At 60.1% G+C, this 19893-nt stretch carries 17 protein-coding genes and 3 tRNA genes; 3 read left to right on the top strand and 17 right to left on the bottom strand.

Features of this window, described 5'->3' with window-relative positions; genetic code table 11:
- Positions 1–2: 2 nt before the first annotated feature.
- The 10 genes from nrfD to gltX form a co-directional block, all read right to left on the bottom strand.
- The gene (gene nrfD, locus NPX02_RS02145; RefSeq protein ID WP_260291522.1) at positions 3–935 is read right to left on the bottom strand and encodes an NrfD/PsrC family molybdoenzyme membrane anchor subunit; all 933 of its coding nucleotides are present in this window, start codon (positions 933–935) and stop codon (positions 3–5) included.
- 2 nt (positions 936–937) lie between these two features.
- Entirely contained in the window at positions 938–1705 is a 768-nt protein-coding gene (dsrO, locus tag NPX02_RS02140) for a sulfate reduction electron transfer complex DsrMKJOP subunit DsrO (RefSeq protein ID WP_260291521.1), read from the bottom strand.
- 23 nt (positions 1706–1728) lie between these two features.
- Entirely contained in the window at positions 1729–2340 is a 612-nt protein-coding gene (locus tag NPX02_RS02135) for a NapC/NirT family cytochrome c (RefSeq protein WP_260291520.1), read from the bottom strand.
- A gap of 85 nt (positions 2341–2425) precedes the next feature.
- Positions 2426–3727: an ethylbenzene dehydrogenase-related protein gene (locus NPX02_RS02130; protein ID WP_260291519.1), complete on the bottom strand. Its 1302-nt coding sequence runs from the start codon at positions 3725–3727 to the stop codon at positions 2426–2428.
- Between the two features lie 380 nt (positions 3728–4107).
- Positions 4108–5493: a sigma-54-dependent transcriptional regulator gene (locus NPX02_RS02125; protein WP_260291518.1), complete on the bottom strand. Its 1386-nt coding sequence runs from the start codon at positions 5491–5493 to the stop codon at positions 4108–4110.
- Positions 5490–7253 (bottom strand): ATP-binding protein, encoded by a 1764-nt coding sequence (locus NPX02_RS02120; RefSeq protein WP_260291517.1) that lies wholly within the window; start codon positions 7251–7253, stop codon positions 5490–5492. Before NPX02_RS02120 ends, NPX02_RS02125 begins: the two co-directional genes overlap by 4 nt.
- A gap of 253 nt (positions 7254–7506) precedes the next feature.
- Positions 7507–7582: transfer RNA gene (locus NPX02_RS02115), tRNA-Glu, on the bottom strand.
- Positions 7583–7652: 70 nt separating this feature from the next.
- A tRNA-Ala gene (locus NPX02_RS02110) sits at positions 7653–7728 on the bottom strand.
- Positions 7729–8144: 416 nt separating this feature from the next.
- Complete coding sequence (locus NPX02_RS02105) at positions 8145–9833, bottom strand: glutamine--tRNA ligase/YqeY domain fusion protein (protein ID WP_260291516.1); 1689 nt, start codon at positions 9831–9833, stop codon at positions 8145–8147.
- A 51-nt stretch (positions 9834–9884) separates the two neighbouring features.
- On the bottom strand, positions 9885–11297 hold the full coding sequence (gene gltX, locus NPX02_RS02100; protein ID WP_260291515.1) for a glutamate--tRNA ligase: 1413 nt from the start codon (positions 11295–11297) through the stop codon (positions 9885–9887).
- A gap of 121 nt (positions 11298–11418) precedes the next feature.
- Between gltX and NPX02_RS02095 the strand changes: the two genes are divergently transcribed.
- Positions 11419–11493: transfer RNA gene (locus tag NPX02_RS02095), tRNA-Val, on the top strand.
- 58 nt (positions 11494–11551) lie between these two features.
- Here the strand turns inward: NPX02_RS02095 and NPX02_RS02090 are convergent.
- The 3 genes from NPX02_RS02090 to NPX02_RS02080 all read right to left on the bottom strand — a co-directional run bounded on the left by NPX02_RS02090 (position 11552) and on the right by NPX02_RS02080 (position 13448).
- Complete coding sequence (locus tag NPX02_RS02090; RefSeq protein WP_260291514.1) at positions 11552–12658, bottom strand: hypothetical protein; 1107 nt, start codon at positions 12656–12658, stop codon at positions 11552–11554.
- Positions 12659–12846: 188 nt separating this feature from the next.
- Positions 12847–13092 carry a DUF2249 domain-containing protein gene (locus NPX02_RS02085; protein ID WP_260291513.1) on the bottom strand — a complete coding sequence of 82 codons (246 nt, stop codon included), beginning with the start codon at positions 13090–13092 and terminating at the stop codon, positions 12847–12849.
- A gap of 29 nt (positions 13093–13121) precedes the next feature.
- Positions 13122–13448 (bottom strand): metal-sulfur cluster assembly factor, encoded by a 327-nt coding sequence (locus tag NPX02_RS02080; protein ID WP_260291512.1) that lies wholly within the window; start codon positions 13446–13448, stop codon positions 13122–13124.
- A 100-nt stretch (positions 13449–13548) separates the two neighbouring features.
- Here NPX02_RS02080 and NPX02_RS02075 point away from each other — a divergent pair, with 100 nt between their 5' ends.
- Together NPX02_RS02075 and efpL are read left to right on the top strand one after the other, a co-directional pair.
- Positions 13549–13986, top strand: a complete 438-nt coding sequence (locus NPX02_RS02075) for an RrF2 family transcriptional regulator (RefSeq protein ID WP_260291510.1) — start codon at positions 13549–13551, stop codon at positions 13984–13986.
- Positions 13987–14318: 332 nt separating this feature from the next.
- Complete coding sequence (gene efpL / locus NPX02_RS02070) at positions 14319–14885, top strand: elongation factor P-like protein EfpL (RefSeq protein ID WP_260291508.1); 567 nt, start codon at positions 14319–14321, stop codon at positions 14883–14885.
- A 62-nt stretch (positions 14886–14947) separates the two neighbouring features.
- On the opposite strand, the gene NPX02_RS02065 is transcribed toward efpL, so the two are convergent.
- The 4 genes from NPX02_RS02065 to NPX02_RS02050 form a co-directional block, all read right to left on the bottom strand.
- Positions 14948–16747, bottom strand: coding sequence for a DEAD/DEAH box helicase (locus tag NPX02_RS02065; RefSeq protein ID WP_260291507.1), 1800 nt, complete (start codon positions 16745–16747; stop codon positions 14948–14950).
- 199 nt (positions 16748–16946) lie between these two features.
- Complete coding sequence (locus tag NPX02_RS02060; RefSeq protein WP_260291505.1) at positions 16947–18242, bottom strand: adenylosuccinate synthase; 1296 nt, start codon at positions 18240–18242, stop codon at positions 16947–16949.
- 44 nt (positions 18243–18286) lie between these two features.
- Positions 18287–19465, bottom strand: coding sequence for an ATP phosphoribosyltransferase regulatory subunit (locus NPX02_RS02055; RefSeq protein ID WP_260291504.1), 1179 nt, complete (start codon positions 19463–19465; stop codon positions 18287–18289).
- Between the two features lie 12 nt (positions 19466–19477).
- Entirely contained in the window at positions 19478–19663 is a 186-nt protein-coding gene (locus NPX02_RS02050) for a DUF2065 domain-containing protein (RefSeq protein WP_260291503.1), read from the bottom strand.
- Positions 19664–19893 lie beyond the last annotated feature (230 nt).

Here is a 19893-nt window from a genome sequence, read left to right as displayed (position 1 = left end):
ACCTATAGGGTGGTCGGACCGGTGACTTGACCCGCGACCACAATGATGTAGCGCAGGGCGAATCCACCCGCCAGGACCGATAAAGCGACAGCCACCTCAAGCACCAGACTACTCCTGAAGGTCCGTCCATAAAGCAGTTTCGGTACCACCTGAAACAACTCCATAACAAAGGGGAACAGGATCCCGATCAGTACCACACCCCACCAAAAGAGCGACGCCAGGGAGCCGCCGGGCAGGATCACCTCAACCGCATGGCGTACATCACCGATGGTCAGGTGGGCAAACATCAGGAACAGGAAGATCACCAACATCTCCCCACCCAGCAGGAGGGCGTCCGATGAAACCAGCAGATACTGATCATTTTCACGGCCTTCCCGATGTTCGGCACTCTTTTCCCCGAACAGCGCCACCGTCAACATGATCGCCGCAGTTCCGGTAGAGAGCGCCGACAATACGAACAGCCCGGCCAGGATAGGTGAATTCCAGAACGGCCGCGCCGGCATGGCCCCGAGCAACACCCCGGTATAGATCGCCACACTGATACCCAAGGGCACGCAGAGCCACGCCAGCACACGGCGGGCCTTGCCGAGCCATGGCCAGGTGGCCTGGCGTGGAATGAAGCAGATGGCATAAAGTCCGCTCAGGATGATAAACAGCGCCAGTGCCCAGGTGCCGATAGACATCGGTGAGAGGTTGATCATCTTGAACAAGTTCAGGGCGCGAAACGGCTGCCCCAGTTCAAAGACAATCAGGAAGGTGCCCAGCATTACTGGTATCGGCCCGATCAGTGCGCCATAGCGGGCAATGTCCATGCGGCTGTCATGGAAGCCCCCTTTGCGCAGCAACACCGAGCCACTGACAGTGACGGCACCGGCACCCAGACCGGCGAGAAACAGGTATAAGATGACCGGCAAACCCCAGTTGAGTTCATGCATGACTATCGCCTCTCCTTGATTGATCGGTGAGTGGTGACGCGTACCCGGTAGCTGCCATCGCTGTTCTCGGCCTGCTCGGTGATATCCGCCTCGATATAGTAGACATTGGGTTCGGTCCCCTTGCCTGGCCGTAATACGGTCACCGCATTGGCGGCGATCTGACGGGAGATCTCACTCTCGGGGTCATTCACATCACCGAAGATCCGTGCGCCACCGATACAGGAGTTGACGCAGGAGGGCAGCAGCCCCTTGGATACGCGATGGATACAGAAGTCGCACTTGTCGGCAAAATTGGTCACCGGATTGAGGAAGCGCGCATCGTAGGGACAGGCCTGGATGCAATATTTGCAGCCGATGCAGAGCCCGCTGTCGACCACCACGATGCCATCCTGCGGGCGCTTGTAAGTGGCCCCGGTAGGACAGACGGCCACACATTGTGGTTCGCTGCAGTGATTGCACAGGCGTGGCAGAAAGTGGCGGTTAACATTGGGGAAGGTACCCTTCTCGGTATACTCAACCCAGGATTTGTTGACGCCCAGCGGCACATCAAACTCCGCCTTGCAGGCCACCGAACAGCTGTGGCAACCGATGCAGCGCCGGGTATCGATCAGCATTCCGTACTGTATCCTGGATTGCTTTGCGGTTGATTCCGCGCCGCCGGCCGGGGCCAGGCTGCCTAACGCAGAGGCCGCGGTCGCAGCCACCGCACCGCCGGCCAGCAGCTGGACGAATCCCCTGCGGCTGGTGTCCGGTTTTTCTTGATCATTCATAACGAACTCCCACTGACTCTGGTTCAACCCTTGGGCGCGTCTGAGACGTCCGCCTTCTTGAATGCATCCTTGCGCGGTTCTACATAGCGATGCACCAGGCTGGTGTGGCACTCAATACAGGTCTTGTCCTCGTCCTTGGCCAGCTTGTGTGCATTCACGCCACGTGCCCGTTTGGGTTTGATCTCGTCCTCGATATGGCAGCCCCGACAGGTGTTGCTGTCATACTCAAACAGGCGATCGCGAACCCGGTAGGCGGTGGCCGCGCGCGCTGGTATCCAGTCTCCCGCCCGTTCCCCGTCGCGGTCACGAAAGTGGCCAAACAGGTCGGTGATACTGAGAAAATGGGTATAGGCGTATGTGGTATTCCACCACCCTTCTGGCAGGTGGCACTCGACACAACGGGCCTGGGCCTGTTGCTCCTGCTCCTTCGAGGCGGCCGGGTGGGGTCGTGTCGCGGTCAACCGCTCGTCGGGATTGAACTCCCAGGGCAGATGGCAGTAGTTGCACAAGCCATCACTGGCAATCAGGTTGCGTGTCACCGGTTCGTAGGCGATTACCCAGGCCAGCATCACCACCAGTACCAGGATGCCGGCGGCGGAAACCAGCGGGTGCTTCTTTAAAAGGGAGATGTTCACCAGCCCCTCCACTCTGTGACGTTACTCGGAGATGATCCCGGATCATATCGGCATTGGTCGATATGATCCGGGTAGCTGTTACCGATCAGTTAAGCTTGGTCGCCTTGATGGTTGCATCGGCGCCAAAGCCCACCGTCACCGGGAAGGAGACGAAGTGACCACGCGTGGTGATGTTGTCATCGTGCGTGGCGAAGCCGAAGTTGTAACTCTTACCGGCGCTCAACGCCTTGTCATCGGGGTTAGCCAGGTTGAGTTTGCGTGCCCAGACCACGGTCCACATGCCATCCTTCCATTCACCCTTCGCCTGGCTGTTATCGGCGGCCGAACCCTTGGCATCCTCACGACTGACCACGTACTCGGGAATCAGATCCCCCTCCTGCCAGCCGGCATTCGGATCGAAGGGCATGGCGTTCTGCTCACGGATCAGCGTCGTCGGCATCTTGCGGATGTCCTCGAACTTGACCGACTTGTTGCCGAACTTGGCCGGGTCGTACATGTATTTCGGCTGCTTGGCCTCCTTGTCCCAGTTCTTGGCGAAGGGATTCTTGCCCGCGTCGCCGAGGCGATACTCCATGACGTTGAAATCATCCGCCATGCCGACCGGGTTGGAGCGATGACCGCGCCACTGCATCAGATCGAGGAATACGCCATCCGCCTTCAACTGGGCGATCTCTTCCGGGGTCTTGCCCATGTCCCAGGAGGCGTCCTCGTCGGTACGGCTGGAGGGTATATACTTGCGCACGTCTTTTTTCTTCAGGTGCTTGAACAGCGGATTGTCCTTGACGTCGGCGGTTTCCGGCAGGTCGGGATTGTCGCGCTCGCCATTGTGGCAGGTCAGCCAGCAGCCCTGCTCCTTGAACATCGGCACCTTGCCGTCATCGATAATGATGGACATGCGGTCCTCGTAGATCCCCGGCTGCTCACCGTTCTGCACCACCTCGTCGAGCTTCGGGTGTCCAAAAACTTTCCACTCCTTGCCGTCATAACGCCAGTAGGGATGGGCGGTTCCCGCATAGTTGTTCAGGGTCTTCCACTGGAAACGGAAATAGGCGTTTTCATCGTCGTAGGCCACCTGGAAATTCAGATCGATCGAGCCGTTCTTACCCTCCACGGGGGTCGGTTCCAGACGCCCCTCCTTGACCAGTGTATCGCCCAATACCTTCTCTTCATTCAGATGGCAAGCGACACAGGCCTGGCCGTCCTGGGTTTGCATGAAGGCGCGCTTGTGATCTTTTGAGCGCAGCCATTGATAGGTCGACTGACCGGGGTAGAACAGGACCAGCTCATTGGCCGGAACCTTGCTCCAGTCTACATCGGCCGGTTCCATGGCGAATACCGGGGCGGCGGTCAGCAGCGAGACGGCCATTGCAATTGCGGTTTTTTTCATGATTCCCCTCCAACGATTAACGAACTTGATTGACGATACACCAGGACAGGTGCAGTACCCGTGCCAATTAAATGGTTATTGGCACTAAGCCTGTTGATTCAATTGATTGAGATCACTGAAAGGTTAGACCATGGGTATGATCGGTTGGGATAGCGGCAGATCTTCCTAAGTCCAGGAAAACTTATCCTAAAAATGGGAATTCCCCCGTTAGGGTATTTTAAACTTATTTTTCAAAGCGATAGATGTGTTTTTCGACACGCTTCCGGGACGTCAGCGGGGAACGACAGCCGGTACCGGAATCAGCGGTTCGGTCAAGGATTGGCCTTGCCGGGTGCCGGGACCTGTGAAAGTGTCATAAAAATACGACAACTGTCTGGTTTTTACGACTCTCCCCAGCGTTTCATCCGCACATAGAGGTTCTGTCGTGGTATGCCGCTCAGCCGAGCCGCTTCAGAGACATTGCCTTTGGCCTGCTCCATCAGCCGTTCCAGGTAGTCCCGCTCAAAGTTCTCCCGGGCCTTCTGATAGGAGAGCAGCGCATCCTCCGTCCCCTCCCCCGCATCGGCTATATCCTCTGCCAGGCAGGCCAGGTCGGCAGCGCTGATCGGGCCGTCGCCGTGCAGCGCCACCACCCGCTCAATGGCGTGCTGCAGCTGCCGTACATTGCCGGGCCAGGAGAAGTGCTCCAGCACGTAGAGAGCCTCGGGGGTCAAGGGGCCGGCCCGCTTGCCAAACTTCGCATTGAAATGGTCGAGAAAGTGGACCGTCAAGGGCACGATATCCTCACGCCGTTCACGCAACGGCATCGGCTCCAGGGAGACCACATTGATGCGGTAGAACAGGTCTTCCCTGAAGCGGCCGGCGCGCACCTCATCGCTCAGCCGCTTGTTGGTGGCACAGACCAGGCGGAAATCGCTGGAACGCAGCTCGGTACTGCCGATGCGTGAAAAGGTGTGCTCCTGCAGTACCCGCAACAGGCTGCTCTGCAGCTTGGTGCTCATATCGGCGATCTCGTCGAGGAACAGGGTGCCGCCGTCGGCCTCTTCCAGGTAGCCCCGGGTCATCTTCACCGCGCCGGTGAAAGCCCCCTTTTCATAACCGAACAGGGTACTTTCCAGCAGCTGCTCGGAAAGCGCACCGCAGTTGATCTCCATGAAGCGGCCACTTTCGTTCCTTGGGCTCTGGGCGTGCAGGCTTTTCGCCACCAACTCCTTACCGGTACCGCTGTCACCCTCGATCAACACGGTGACATCCAGTGCAGCCACTTGGCTGATCTGTTTCTGCAAGGCGATAGTCGACGGCGATTGTCCGATATAGACGGGCTGAGACGAGCGGCTATCCAGCGTCTGCTTGAGATCGTTGATCTCCCGATAGGCCCGATCCAGTTCCAGTGCCTTGGCAACCACCGCCTCCAGCTCTTCCAGGTTCTCAAACGGCTTGGTCAGGTAGTCGAACAGTCCCTCGCGTACGGCGCGCAACGCGTCACGCACATCGGCATAACCGGTGATCAGGATGGCCATCTGCTGCGGTTGGATCTGGCGTATCTCACGCAGCAGGTCCAGTCCGTTACCATCGGGCAGGCGCTGGTCCATGATGATCAGGTTGAAATCCTCGTGTTCGAAATACTCCCGTGCCGTGGCAGCATCCTCCGCCACCGTCACCTCAACCGGCCCCTCGGAAAACAGCTCCTGGAGCAGGGTACGTACATAATGATCGTCATCGACAATCAGGATCCTCGAACGCTTCAACAGATCATTTGTGCTCATTCCGTAACTCCACCTGTTTGCGGTAGCCAGAGGTGGAAGACCGCCCCGCCCTCCTCGGCGTTTTCAGCCCAGACCTCTCCCTCGTGCAATATGGCCACATGCTGCACTACCGGTAAACCCAACCCTGTGCCATCAGGCCGGGTGGTAAAAAACGGCGTGAATATCTTCTCAAACAACCCCTGGTCGATCCCGGAACCCTGATCACGGACGGCTAGACACCAGCCCGGCAACCCTCCCTGCGTGTGAGGAAACAGACCCATCTTCACCACGCTGCCGGCCGGGCTTGCCTGAATCGCATTGGCCAGCAGGTTGAACAGCGCGTGCCGGATCAATACCGGATCCACGGTGAGGATTGTTGGGCTTTCCGGCAACTCGGCCTCCAGTTTCACCTGACGGCCAATGCTGCGCTGACTCAATAACAGGGTCTCGTTCACCAGGTTGTTCAGGTCACTCTCCTTGAGTTCAAAACAGGAGATCTTGGTAAAATCCAGCATCCGTCGCACAAAGGCGTGGCAATCCTTGCCGGCCCGGCCGATTTCCCCGAGCAACCCCCTGAGCTGATCCGGGGCATCAAGCTTGCGCTCAGCCAGTTGGGCCATGTTGACCACCCCCACCAGGGGATTGTTCAGCTGATGGGCGATCTCCCCGACCATCAACCCCATAGCGGACAACTTTTCTATCTGTACCACCTTCTGATGTTCGGTGTTCATCCGGGTCAGTTTCAGCTCCACCTCCCGCTGGCGCAAGGCGTCCCTCTCGACCCGCCCCAGGATGATATAGAAGATTATAAACACCACCCCACTGGCCGCCACCGAGAGCAGCGTCACCATCCCCAGTGCCTGATAGAGGTTGTCCTGGACGCCGGATACATCGTGGACCACCACCAGTCGGCCCACCACCCGCTGGGAGATATCGGAGAATGGGAGCAGGGTGACATGGAACTCCTTGTCCTCTTCCACAATCCGCAGGGTCTCGTGGTCCTTGGCAGCGCCGTCACGTAATCGCTGCAACAGCGCCTCGGGCATCTGTTCGATCGATTTTGCCACTATTACCGAACTACCAATCCGCTCGGGGATATTGAAGTGTCCCTTGATTCTCTTCGTCGGGTCGCGTAGGGGCGGTCCCAGCAACTCACTGTCCACCATCACCAGCACCCCGACCCCCAGAATACGGCGGATTTCGTCGGTGATATTTTCTATCTCCTCACCCAGTTCCAGATAGCCGATCAACTGATCGCCGCGGTACCAGGGAAGCACCACACGCAGGGTCAGCGTTCCCAGGGGACCGAGTTCAACCCCCCGGACCGCGGTGCGTTGCGCGGCGGCCTGGCGCGTGGTCGCCCGGTCGATGGTGTCACCAAACTGGTCCGGTTGATGGACGCGCAGAAAATTGACCCGGTCCGGTTCGGTGATATAGAAATGGGTGACGTTATTAGTCTCTCGCAAGGTGTCGAACAGCGGCCAGGTTTGCTGCAGCAGCGCCTCCCGGTCGCGACGCATGAAGGAACGCTGAATAGCCTCATTACGCGAGATGGCGATCAACGCCGCCTGCATCATCGACGCGTTGCTCTCAATCTGGCGAGCGAGCAGCTTCTCCATGTCCCCGACCCGATTTGCCAGCTCCGCCTCCTGTTCACGCCCCCCCACCACGTAGGTGGCAAGGACAAAGGCCCCGATCACAAACAGCAACACCAGGGTGAATGGCAGCAGGATACGCGCACGCACACGCTCGCCCTGTTTCAATGATCTGACCGCCTGCATACTGCTCCGCCTCACCCCAATGAAATCTCCAGACTCAAGGGTACGGTCTTGAAACGAATCATTCCATAGGATTTTCAGGACACGGGATACTCGCCCACCCGCGCTGCTGTGAATGCCGAAGCCTCCATGGGGGATCCGGAATCACCGTAGCAAGTCGAGAACGCCGTTCCCTGCCGTCCGACGCCTCAGCGGCATAAGTCCATCCCCGATCGACAAAAAAGCCCGATCAGTCACCTGATCGGGCTTTTTTACATGGCGTCCCCTAGGGGGTTCGAACCCCTGTTACCGCCGTGAAAGGGCGGTGTCCTAGGCCTCTAGACGAAGGGGACTTGAATCGTCTCCATTACATGACCGGGCTGCTGGCTGCCGGTCCGATGGGCTCCCTGCCCCCGCGTTGTTTGGTGGAGCCAGGCGGGATCGAACCGCCGACCTCGACACTGCCAGTGTAGCGCTCTCCCAGCTGAGCTATGGCCCCAAACGAGGCGCGAATATTAAGGTAACAGATGCCTTTTGTCCAGTACTGACTCTCCGGGCAATTTTTCCCCTTTAGGGCTCGCGCAAGAATAATTTCGCAGTACCGAGGGCGTCACTGGGCCACGCTGGCAAGGCACGTTTTGCAGGCAATGGCCGTTCCCTTGCCAAAAAGCGTAACGCCGGCGGAGGGGTCCAGTGGCGACCGAATACCGGAACTTATTTTTGCGCGAGCCCTTAGGGCGTGGAAAGAAACAACTGCTACGTATTGCGCCGGATTCGAGGAGAAAAGCGATCGTGTGAGGCCGGCAAGGCAGGCCAATCACCCCGTGAGTAGTTACGTTCTATGTAAGTCTTGCCGAAACGCCGAAGGCGGACGAAAAGGCCAGCAAGACGTTGTAGTTATTTATTGACAGGCCCTTAGCTATCCTGCTCGGCAATTTTCGCCCAGGTATCGCGCAGGCCGACCGTGCGGTTAAAGATCATCCGCTCACGGCTGCTCGCCGGATCGACACAGAAATAGCCCTCCCGCTCGAACTGGAAGCGGTCGCCCGCGACCGCCTGGCCCAGGCTTGGCTCGACCACCGCCTCGACCACCCGCAGGGAGTCGGGGTTGAGGTGCTCCAGGAACGAGCCGACCGTCTTGTCGCTGTCCGGCGCCGGGTGATTGAACAGCCGGTCATAGAGGCGCACCTCGGCGCGCACGCCGTGGCTGACCGAGGCCCAGTGGATCACCCCGCGCACCTTGCGCCCCACCGGGTTGGCGCCCAGGGTCTGTGAATCGTAGCTGCAGCGCAGCTCGACGATCTCGCCTGAATCATCCTTGATCACCTGCTCGCACTTGATCACGTAGGCGTTGCGCAGCCGCACCTCGCCCCCGCTCACCAGGCGTTTGTACTTCTTGTTGGCCGCCTCGCGGAAATCGGCCCGGTCGATGTAGAGCTCGCGGGTGAAGGCGAGCTGACGGCTGCCCATGGTCTCATCCTTGGGATGGTAGGGGGCGTCAAGCATCTCCACCCGATCCTGGGGATAGTTCTCGATCACCACCTTGAGCGGGTCCAGCACCGCCAGGGCGCGACGGGCGTGCTGGTCCAGATCCTCGCGGATACAGGCCTCCAGCATGCCCATCTCCACCGAGTTGGCGGATTTGGTCACCCCGATGCGCTCACAGAAGGTGCGGATCGCGGCCGGTGTGTAACCGCGCCGGCGCAGTCCCGCGATGGTCGGCAGGCGCGGGTCATCCCAACCCGCCATCAGCCCCTCGTCCACCAGTTGGGTCAGCTTGCGCTTGCTCATCACGGTGTATTCGAGATTGAGCCGGGAGAACTCGATCTGCTGCGGATGGCAGTCGATGCTGATGTTGTCCAGCACCCAGTCGTAGAGCGGCCGGTGGTCCTCGAACTCGAGGGTGCAGAGGGAGTGGGTGATCCCCTCCAGGGCGTCCGAGATCGGGTGGGTGTAGTCATACATCGGGTAGATGCACCACTCCTCGCCGGTCTGATGATGAATCACCCCGTGGCGAATGCGGTAGAGGGTGGGATCACGCATATTGATGTTGGGCGAGGCCATGTCGATCCTAGCCCGCAGCACCCGGCTGCCGTCGGCGAACTCGCCGGCGCGGATGCGCCGGAACAGGTCCAGGTTCTCCTCCACGGAACGAGTGCGATAGGGGCTCTCCCGGCCCGGTTCGGTCAGGGTACCCCGATACTCGCGGATCTGTTCGGCATTCAGGTCGCAAACGTAGGCCTTGCCCGCCTCGATCAGCTCCACGGCGTAGCCGTAGAGCTTCTCGAAATAGTCCGAGGCGTAGTAGAGCCGCTCCTCCCAGTCGAAGCCCAGCCAGCGTACATCCTCCTGGATGGCGTTGACATAGTCCTCGTTCTCCTTGTGCGGGTTGGTATCGTCGAAACGCAGGTTGCACAGCCCCTGATAGTCCCGGGCAACGCCGAAGTTGAGGCAGATCGACTTGGCGTGCCCGATATGCAGATAGCCGTTGGGTTCGGGCGGGAACCGGGTATGTACCCGGCCCTGGTTCTTGCCCGCCGCCAGGTCGCGCTCGATGATCTGGCGGATGAAGTGAGTCGGTGCCGTCGTTTCGTTGTTGCTCATAACCTGTTGCGCCAAAGAGTTGCTGTTGTTCTGGTGATCATAACGCCCGGATCAGGCGTTCGCTTCCCGTTTACCGATGTAATCCAGCGCCCGGTCGATACGTCGCAGGCAGGCTGCCTGCCCCACCAGACTGAGGGTGATATCGATACCGGGCGAGGCGGCACGTCCCACCACCGCCACCCGCAGCGGCTGGGCCACCTTGCCCATCTTCAGGTCGAGGTCGGCGGAGACGTCCATCACCAGCTGATGCAGCACCTCCGGCGACCAGTCCGCCTGGGACTCCAGGGCGGCGCGCATCCGCTCCAGCGGTTCCCGCGCCACCGGGCGCAGGTGTTTCTTTGCCGCATCCTCGTCGAATTCATCGAAATCCCGGTAGAAGAAGGCGCTGATCTCGGCCATCTCCACCAGGGTGCGCGCCCGCTCCTGCTGCGCCTTGACCACCTCGACCAGATCCGGGCCCTGGGATGGATCGATCCCCAGGTTACCCATATGGTAGCTCAGCAGATGGGCCAGATGGGCCGGATCCCCCGCCTTGATATAGTGCTGGTTCAACCACAGCAGCTTTTCCGTGTTGAAGGTGGAGGCGGCCTTGTTCACATCCTCGATATCGAACAGCTGGATCAACTCATCCACCGAGAAGATCTCCTGGTCGCCATGAGACCAACCCAGGCGCACCAGGTAATTGAGCAGCGCCTCCGGCAAAAAGCCGTCCTCCTTGTACTGCATGACGCTGACCGCACCGTGCCGTTTGGAGAGTTTGGCTCCATCGTCACCCATGATCAGTGCGACGTGGGCATACCGGGGGATGTCCCAGCCCAGCGCCTTGAAGATATTGATCTGCCGCGAGGCGTTGCGCTTGTGGTCGTCGCCGCGGATCACGTGAGTGATCCCCATGTCGTGATCGTCCACCACCACGCTCAGATTGTAGGTGGGGGCGCCGTCACTGCGGCGGATGATCAGGTCATCCAGCTCCGAATTGTTGACCAGCACCTTGCCGTGGACCTGGTCATCGAATGCCACCACACCGATCTCCGGGTTGCGGAAACGCACCACGTGGGGCTCATCGGGGCTAACAAACTTGTCCCGGCAGTGGCCGTCATAGCCGCGCATGCCGCCGCTCTTTTCGGCCGCGGCGCGCAGGGCATCCAGCCGTGCCTTGCTGCAATTGCAGCGATAGGCGTGGCCGCTCACCAGCAGTTCGTCGATCACCTCGTTATAGCGTTCGAAACGGTGCGTCTGGTAGAAGGGCCCCTCCTCGTACTCCAGTCCCAGCCAGGTCATCCCTTCCAGGATGGCATTGACCGCCGCCTCCGTTGAGCGTTCCAGATCGGTATCTTCGATGCGCAGGACAAAGGCGCCGCCGTGATGCCGGGCATAGAGCCAGGAGAAGAGCGCGGTGCGGGCACCTCCCAGGTGGAGGTAACCTGTCGGGCTGGGGGCAAAACGGGTACGGATGGTGGTCATAACTCACTACCAGGCGGCCAATATCGGAAAGAGGCGCATTCTAGCAGATGTGTATGGATCTGCGTATGGAGCATTTGACCTGGCGGCGACAAATCTCTAGAATTGCGCTCCTCCACTCAGGGGGCGCGTAGCTCAGCGGGAGAGCACTACCTTCACACGGTAGGGGTCCCTGGTTCGATCCCAGGCGCGCCCACCAATTCCCACCGCAATTCATACCCGCCGCCGGCGGAACGGTCCCGCCGTGCCGGACCGCTTCAGGAACCGGCGACCCGCCGACCCCGCCGACCCCACTGTCCCCGCAATATACTCCCCACCAGGGTGAGGATAAACAGGCCCAGGGTGAGCGCATTCAGGTGACCGCCGTGGATCAGCAGGCCGGCATGACCGCCGAGTCCGCCAGCGACGCGCAGCAGCAGCGACAGCTGCAGCAGCAACAGGGGCAGGTAGAACAGCGGCGAGTAGGGAATCTTCAGGCGCGTCACCGCGGGGAAGATGATCAGGGCATGCCCGATCACCATGGAGAAGACGAAACCGAGGAAAATGGCGTGCAGCGCCGCATCCCGGCCGACACCACTCTCGCCCAGGGCCAGACCCAGGAACAGCAGCGCGGAGAGCAGCAACCAGCCGTAGCCGGCCAGCATGCAGACCGCGGTGAAGCGGGTCAGCCCGTCGAGGCGCACGGTACGCCGGGCGATATCGAACAGCAGCAGCCAGACCCCGATACCCGCCAGCCCCAGGGCAAAAAGGAGCAGCCCGATCGAGGGGCTGAGCGTGCCGATGGCGGCACCGGCCAGCGGGATCGCCGAGAGCAGCGCGAGCCCCAGGCGTTTGCGTGGGTCCCGAATCACCAGGCGACTCAGCTCCAGCCGCTCGCCGGCAATGGTCAAGACCAGGAAGGCGATCCACCAGTACAACAGCTGGCTCACCGCCTGGCCATTCAGCAGCAGCAGATTGCCGATGAACAGACCACTTGCACCACCAAGCAGGATCCAGTTATGGACTGCCTGCTGAATCCGCAGCACCTTGATCGAGGCGATTAAAAACACCAGACTGCCGAAGGTCAACAGGGCAATCGCCATAGCGGGTGGCGCACCCAACAACAGCACCACACCGCCGACACCGGTCAGCAACGGCGCCGCATAGGCCCAGCGCTGGCCAATCGCCACCGCCCGCTCCAGCCCGATCACCGTGCCGAAGAAGGCGGGAATCATCAGCACCCCATGCTGGGCGGCCTGCTGCAGGGCAATCTCGGGCACCAGCGATCCCAGCCGGGCCAGGCCGGCGAGCGTACCGATTACCAGTGACAGCATGCCGAGTATCAGGATCGGATAACGATAAACAGGCTTGAGATCACTCCACATCGTACTTTCCCCGAGCACCGGCGCCACTTTGTCAGCCGATGTTTTAAATTCTATTACAAAGCTTGCGCCCCCCCTTGCTTACGTCCCTGTAAGCAAATACAACAGGGCGGTGAAGGAGATCCGCAGCATGCCGCTCCGTCGCCCCTGCCCCGCCCTCGCGTGCCCAGGCCCGGGTAAATCCGGATTCGCTAGGCGGCCTTCTTGGTGATATGCACCTGCCACACTTCGGGCCCTTGCTCGATATATTCCCAGTCGAACTGGTTGGCCCGTTCCGCCTCGAACTGATAGCGCAGGGGGGCCGGATCGTGGTCATTCACCAGCAGCAGAAACTCTCCCGGCTGCAGGTCCTCAAAGGTGTTGAAAATCATCGGATGGCGAAATCTCGGCTCAATGGTGCGGACGTCCACCGTGCTCTTTGCGGTTTGGGTACTCATATCATCGGTCTCCAGTCAGATTAAACAGTTCAATTCCAGCCCAATAGCCTTTTGGCCTCATCCGACATCATTTCCGGATTCCAGGCCGGCTCCCAGGCCAGCCTGACATCCACACCGACCCCCGCCGGCACCATGCCCTGAATCGCCTGCCGGCCCTCCTCGGCGAGATGTGCGCCCATCGGGCAGGCGGGAGACGTCAGGGTCATGGTCACGGCAACCCGGTCGGCCTCGGTGACCACGTCATAGACCAGTCCCAGCTCCACGATATTGATCCCGACCTCGGGATCAATGACACCTCGCAAGGCATCATAGACGGCCTCACGGGAAACGCCTTCGCGGCTGGGGTTGTCGTTCATGTCGGATATTTCCATAAGCTATATTTTATTTGCATGTTTAATCTAGCATGGCGATCTGAGATAATCAATATACTAAATACATATTAATGGACGGGCCACAATGCGGCTGACCACCTTCACAGATTACACCATCCGGGTGCTTGTTTATCTCGCGCTGGATCGGGAAAAACTGGCGACAGCGGGCGAACTGGCAAACAGCTACGGCATCTCCCACAATCACCTGACCAAGGTAGTCCATTACCTGGGTCAACAGGGTTATATCGAGACGATCCGCGGTAAAGGCGGCGGCATGCGCCTCGCCCTGAGCCCCGAGGTGGTCAATATCGGGGTGTTGATCAGGCAGACGGAGCAGAACAGCATCCTGGTGGAGTGCTTCAGCCCGGAGAGCAGTCAGTGCCGGATACTGCCCGCCTGCCGCCTGGCAGGCGTGCTGGGCGAGGCCCAGGAGGCGTTCTTCAAGGTGCTGGAAAAATACACGCTGGCCGATCTGATCAGTAACGCCAGCGCCCTGGATCACCTGCTTTCCGGCCACGCCTGATCAGGCATTTATCTCTTCACGGATCACATGCAAATAGAACGATTTATCCTGTTGGGGGAATAGCGGCTTCATCCGGGCGATGGTGCTTGCCGGCAAGGTAGGATGCCGGTGAGCTTGCGAACCGCATCATTCGCGGCAAGGCTTGATGCGGTTCGTGCCTCACCGGCATCCTACCCCGGGCATCCTGGTCTGGAGCCCTTTGGGTTGAGCCTGCGAACCCAAAGGGCTTATTCGTGTTCATTTTTGGCTACTGATTTCCAACAGTAAAACCGATCCCACAGACCTGCCGTCTGATATAATCGCCGCCCCGAATCTATTTGCGGAGCCGTGCCGTGCCGAAAGCCTGTGATTTAAAACGAGGCGTCATTGTCGAGATCAATGGCGCGCCCCATGTGGTGAAACAGGTGGAGGCGAAAAGTCCCTCATCGCGGGGTGCCGCGACCCTGTACAAGATCCGCTTCACCAATCTGCAGACCCATCAAAAGCTGGACGAGTCCTTCAAGGGAGATGATATGCTGCAGAGTATCGACTGCCTGCGGCCGCAGGTGCAGTACTCCTATCTGGATGGGGATCAGTATGTCTTCATGGATACCGGGGACTACAGCCAGTACGCCATCAACCGGGAGGATATCGAGGATCAGACCGGCTACCTGACCGAAGGGCTGGAGGGCATCACCGCCTTGATCGTGGACGGGAAACTGCTGGGCATCGAACTGCCCCAGTCGGTCTCCCTCACCATCACCTACACCACCCCCGGGATCAAGGGCGCCACGGCCACCGGGCGCACCAAACCGGCCACCCTGACCACCGGCCTGGAGATCCAGGTGCCCGAGTACCTGGAACCTGGCGAGACGGTCAAGATCAATACCGGGACCGGCAAGTTTATCTCCCGCGCCTGATCCGACACCGATGCTGCTGGAAGGCCGTGCCCGCCGACGGCGCCCATGGGGCGCCCTATTAATTAGCCTTCGGCGGCCGGCGGCATGGCCTTTTTGTGCTTCGGTTTCTTATCGCGCTTCTTGACCATTTTGGCCTTGTCCGGCTGAGATTTCGCCCCCGCCTGATGCGGCTTCACCGGTTTAAGTCGCAACGGCTGGTTACAGACATAGACCCGCTGCAGGTGCTTATAGACATCATCCGGCATCCCCTCCGGCAGATCCACCAGGGTATGATCCTCGGCAATCTGAATCTGGCCGATATGGGCTCCGTCCAGCCCCGCCTCATTGGCCAGTGCACCGACCACTTCACGGGGCGTCACCCCATGCTTCGAGCCCACCTGCAAGCGATAGGTCTCCATGGGGACATCGCTCTTGCGGGGACCGCGCTCGGTCTTGGCCTTGGGTTTATGTTTTGTCTTATCCTGCGAACCTTCAGCCCGATAGGTCCCTGGCTCATTTTTGCTCTTGGCCCTGGCGCGTTTGGCACCGGAATCGGCCACCTCCCGGACAATAAACGGCCGCTCCTTCTGTCCCAGATAGGTGAGCGCCGCGGCAATATCCAGCTCGCTCATCTCCTGTTCCTGAGCCATACGCTGGACCAGCTGATAGTAGTAATCCAGGTCCTGTTGAGTCAGGGTTTCCCGGATCAGGGTGGTGAAACGGTCAATCCGGTGCTCGCTTAGGTCACCGGCGGAGGGCAGCTCCACGGCCGGAATCTGTTGTCGGATCGAACGCTCAATGGCCTTCAGCAGGCGATTTTCCCGGGGCTGCACGAACAGCAGCGCCTTGCCCTTGCGGCCCGCCCGCCCGGTTCGCCCGATACGGTGCACGTAGGACTCCGGGTCATTCGGGATATCGTAATTGACCACATGGCTGATGCGCTCCACATCCAGTCCGCGGGCCGCCACATCGGTAGCCACCACGATATCCAACTTGCCCTGCTTCAACCGGTCCACGGTGCGCTCGCGCATCGCCTGGTTCATGTCGCCGTTGAGCGCCTCGGCGGCAAAGCCGTGCGCTTCCAGCTTATCCGCCACCTCGACCGTGGCCAGCTTGGTGCGGACGAACACGAGCATGCCGTCAAACTCTTCCACCTCCAGAATGCGCGTCATCGCATCCATTTTATGGTCACGACTGACCACGTAGTGCACCTGGTCGATCGCCGTCACCGTCTCGGTTTTCGATTTGATCTTGATCTCGACCGGATCACGCAGATATTTCTTCGCCACCTTGCGAATCGCGTCCGGCATGGTGGCGGAGAAGAGCGCGACCTGGCGCTGTTCCGGGGCCTGCTCGAAGATCCATTCGACCTCCTCGCTGAAGCCCATCTTGAGCATCTCGTCCGCCTCGTCCAACACCAGGCATTTGATGTTCTCAAGCTTCAGGGTGCCCCTTTTCAGGTGATCGATCACCCGCCCCGGCGTGCCCACGATCACATGGGCCCCGCGCTGCAACTGGCGCAGCTGCAGACTCATCCCCTGACCGCCGTAGACCGGCAGGACATGGAATCCGCCCATATGCCGGGCGTAACTCTTACACGCCTCGGCCACCTGCAGCGCCAGTTCCCGGGTTGGGGTGATAATCAGGATTTGTGGATCCCGGGAACCGAGGGTGAGCTTGCTCAACAGCGGCAAGGCAAAGGCGGCGGTCTTCCCGGTTCCGGTCTGGGCCTGTCCGAGCAGGTCACGACCGGCCAGCAGTTCGGGAATACAGGCCGCCTGGATCGGCGTCGGGGTCTCATACCCCTGATCCTGAATCGCCTTGAGTACGGCCGGCGACAGGCCAAATGTGTCGAAACCTGCGGTAACGGGTACGGAGTCCATGGAGATTACCTCTGGCGGGTGTTGGATCCACCGAAGAAGCTCAATGGAGTCAGGATATGAGGAAGGCGCGGGATTGTACAGGCTAAACGGCAGGATAGATAGCTTTATCGCAGCCACGACCTCGCCGTGGTCCTTCCAGGAAGCGAACGGCAAACGGGGCCCACGCGAGCCCCGTTGCGCACGCTAGGAGTCTGTCACCTCAGGCATCGAAGGGGTGACGCACCACCACGGTCTCTTTACGATCCGGGCCGGTGGAGATCACGTCGATCGGCACACCGGTCAACTCTTCGATCTTGTGAAGATAAAGGCGGGCGTTCTCTGGCAACTGCTCGATACCGGCAACCCCGATGGTGGATTCGCTCCAGCCCGGCATCTCCATATAGACCGGCTGGCACTTTTCGAAGCCGTCCGCGCCGACCGGCGGAACGCTGACTTCGCTGCCGTTGAGTTTATAGGCGACACAGATCTTCAGGGTCTCCAGCTCATCCAGGACATCCAGCTTGGTGATACACATGCCGGTGACACTATTGATCTCCAGGGAGCGCTTCAGCGCCACGGCATCGAGCCAGCCACAGCGGCGCTTGCGCCCGGTGGTGGCACCGAACTCATGCCCTTTCTCCCCCAGACGGTCGCCCACGGCGTCAAACAGCTCGGTGGGAAACGGTCCCGCGCCGACCCGGGTGGTGTAGGCCTTGACGATGCCCAGCACGTAATCGATATGGCAGGGTCCCACACCGGTGCCGCTGGCCGCGCCCCCGGCGGTGGTATTGGAGGAGGTCACGTAGGGGTAGGTGCCGTGATCGATATCCAGCAGTGCCCCCTGGGCCCCCTCGAACATGACGTTGCGGCCTTCGGCCCGCATCTGGTGCAGGGTACCGGTCACATCCTCGATCAACGGGGTGAGGATCTCCGCCTGGGCCAACGACTCATCCAGCACCTGGTGATAATCGACCGCATCCGCCTTGAAGTAGTTGACCAGGATGAAGTTATGGTACTCCATCACCTCGCGCAGCCGCTCCTTGTAGAGCTCCACGTCACACAGCTCGCCGAAGCGGATACCCCGACGGGAGACCTTATCCTCATAGGCGGGTCCGATGCCGCGCCCGGTAGTGCCGATCGCTTTCGAACCGCGCGCGGACTCACGGGCCTGATCCAGGGCGATGTGGTAGGGCAGGATCAGGGGACAGGACTCGCTGATCCCCAGCCGCGCCAGGACCGGCACCCCGTTCTGCTTCAGCACCTCCATCTCTTCCAGCAGTGCGGTGGGACAGAGCACAACACCATTGCCGATGAGACAGCGGACATTCTCCCGCAGAATCCCGGAGGGAATCAGATGCAAAACCGTTTTTTTGCCGTCAATAACCAGGGTATGGCCGGCGTTGTGCCCCCCCTGGAACCTGACAACAGCCTCGGCCCGGTCGGTCAGCAGATCGACGATTTTACCCTTGCCTTCATCACCCCATTGGGTGCCGATTACTACTACATTTTTACCCATGTTCGTACTCATCAATACGTGATTCCACGAGTCTGCCAGAGGCCTCAGAGCGTCTTGACAACCCAGTTATCACCCTGCTTTACCAGGGCCTCCCCACAACACATTGTGCCCGCATCGCCCGTCTGTCCAGGCAACGCAACAACCACCCGGCGCCCTTCGGCGCGCAGTTCATCCACCCGCTGCCGCAAGGCCGGGTCATCCTCTGCCGGGGCAAATACCCCGGTTGTCTGTTTCAGGTTTTCGGCCTTGCCCAGCCGCATCAGCATCTTCAGGTCGGCGCTGAAACCACAGGCCGGACGTGCCCGGCCAAACAGCTGGCCGATGTCATCATAGCGCCCGCCACGGGCAATCTCCTGCCCGAGCCCGGGCACAAAAGCCGCAAATACAACCCCGGTATGATAGTGGTAACCGCGCAGTTCGGCCAGATCAAAATGCACCGGCACGTCCGGTCGCTGTTCCACCAGCAGCGCCGCCAGCCGTTCCAGCTGGGCCAGGGCCGACTGTACCGCCGGGCCGGCACCGGCCAACAAGTGCCGCGCCCGCTCCAGGGCATCGTCGCCGCTCAGGCTGGCCAGCGAGGTGAGGCGCCGATGCGCGTCGGCGCCCAATCCATAGCTGTCCAGCAGTGCATCGATCTCCGACACCGCCTTGCGTTGCAGGGCATCGAACAGGGCCAGCTCCTGCTGCTTGTCCAGACCACTCTCCTGTGCCAGGGCGCGAAAAATTCCCACATGGCCGAGATCGAGATAGACGTTGTCGATACCGGCCCGCTCCAGGGTCTTCAGCATCAGACAGAGGATCTCGTGGTCACTCTCCTCGCCCGCATGGCCGTAGAGTTCGGCACCGATCTGCACGGGTGAACGGGAACCGGCAAAACCGTCATTGCGGGTATTCAGCACTGTCCCGACATAACAGAGGCGCGTAGGCCCTTCCCGCCGCAACTGGTGGGCATCGATGCGTGCGGCCTGGGGGGTGATATCCGCCCGGATGCCCAGGGTTCTGCCGGTAATCTGATCCGTCAGTTTGAAGGTGCGCAGATCCAGATCCCCGCCGGTCCCGGTCAGCAGCGATTCCAGATATTCAATAAAGGGGGGTGATACCAGGTCGTATCCCCAGCTATTGAACTGGTCGAGAAGATCCCGGCGCAGCATTTCCAGCTGGAGTGCCCTGGGGGGAAGCAGTTCATCAATTCCCTCCGGCAACAACCAATGTGCATTGTTCATGGTTTTCTCAATCTAATTCACAAGATAGAGTGTCAACACGCCCAGGATCATACTGACCAAGCCGCTGATCCGTAGGGATTTGTCGTCCATCTTGGCAATAGTCAACATCATGCCCTTGGTTGCACCGGGACTGAGAAAGGGAACAATCCCTTCGATCACCATCACCAGCGCCAAGGCAATCAACAAGTCGTGCCACATATCACTGTCCGCATACGCTCCCGCGCAATATCGTGCTTCGCGTTATAAGTCCATCCCTGGCAAAGCCGCTCCCGGCCATCCATGGCCTCCGCGGCATAAGTCCATCCCTGGACAAAAAAAGGCCGGGGGAATAACCCGGCCGGAATATTCTGGTTTGTTTGGACAGGGGGGCTGATTCTGCCAAACCAGGCCCCACTTGTCCATTTCTGCCGCGAGCGGCAGGTGGATAC

The sequence above is a fragment of the Sedimenticola hydrogenitrophicus genome (genome assembly GCF_025175675.1).
Lineage (GTDB): Bacteria > Pseudomonadota > Gammaproteobacteria > Chromatiales > Chromatiaceae > Sedimenticola > Sedimenticola hydrogenitrophicus.
The sequence above is the reverse complement of the archived record's forward strand: the minus strand, read 5'-3'. Positions and strand labels throughout refer to the sequence as shown.

What these genes read in the sequence shown, in the direction of transcription:
- nrfD (WP_260291522.1), bottom strand. Translation starts at nt 935, where the DNA reads ATGCATGAACTCAACTGGGGTTTGCCGGTCATCTTATACCTGTTTCTC.
- dsrO (WP_260291521.1), bottom strand. Translation starts at nt 1,705, where the DNA reads ATGAATGATCAAGAAAAACCGGACACCAGCCGCAGGGGATTCGTCCAG.
- NPX02_RS02130 (WP_260291519.1), bottom strand. Translation starts at nt 3,727, where the DNA reads ATGAAAAAAACCGCAATTGCAATGGCCGTCTCGCTGCTGACCGCCGCC.
- NPX02_RS02125 (WP_260291518.1), bottom strand. Translation starts at nt 5,493, where the DNA reads ATGAGCACAAATGATCTGTTGAAGCGTTCGAGGATCCTGATTGTCGAT.
- NPX02_RS02120 (WP_260291517.1), bottom strand. Translation starts at nt 7,253, where the DNA reads ATGCAGGCGGTCAGATCATTGAAACAGGGCGAGCGTGTGCGTGCGCGT.
- NPX02_RS02105 (WP_260291516.1), bottom strand. Translation starts at nt 9,833, where the DNA reads ATGAGCAACAACGAAACGACGGCACCGACTCACTTCATCCGCCAGATC.
- gltX (WP_260291515.1), bottom strand. Translation starts at nt 11,297, where the DNA reads ATGACCACCATCCGTACCCGTTTTGCCCCCAGCCCGACAGGTTACCTC.
- NPX02_RS02090 (WP_260291514.1), bottom strand. Translation starts at nt 12,658, where the DNA reads ATGTGGAGTGATCTCAAGCCTGTTTATCGTTATCCGATCCTGATACTC.
- NPX02_RS02085 (WP_260291513.1), bottom strand. Translation starts at nt 13,092, where the DNA reads ATGAGTACCCAAACCGCAAAGAGCACGGTGGACGTCCGCACCATTGAG.
- NPX02_RS02080 (WP_260291512.1), bottom strand. Translation starts at nt 13,448, where the DNA reads ATGAACGACAACCCCAGCCGCGAAGGCGTTTCCCGTGAGGCCGTCTAT.
- NPX02_RS02075 (WP_260291510.1), top strand. Translation starts at nt 13,549, where the DNA reads ATGCGGCTGACCACCTTCACAGATTACACCATCCGGGTGCTTGTTTAT.
- NPX02_RS02065 (WP_260291507.1), bottom strand. Translation starts at nt 16,747, where the DNA reads ATGGACTCCGTACCCGTTACCGCAGGTTTCGACACATTTGGCCTGTCG.
- NPX02_RS02060 (WP_260291505.1), bottom strand. Translation starts at nt 18,242, where the DNA reads ATGGGTAAAAATGTAGTAGTAATCGGCACCCAATGGGGTGATGAAGGC.
- NPX02_RS02055 (WP_260291504.1), bottom strand. Translation starts at nt 19,465, where the DNA reads ATGAACAATGCACATTGGTTGTTGCCGGAGGGAATTGATGAACTGCTT.
- NPX02_RS02050 (WP_260291503.1), bottom strand. Translation starts at nt 19,663, where the DNA reads ATGTGGCACGACTTGTTGATTGCCTTGGCGCTGGTGATGGTGATCGAA.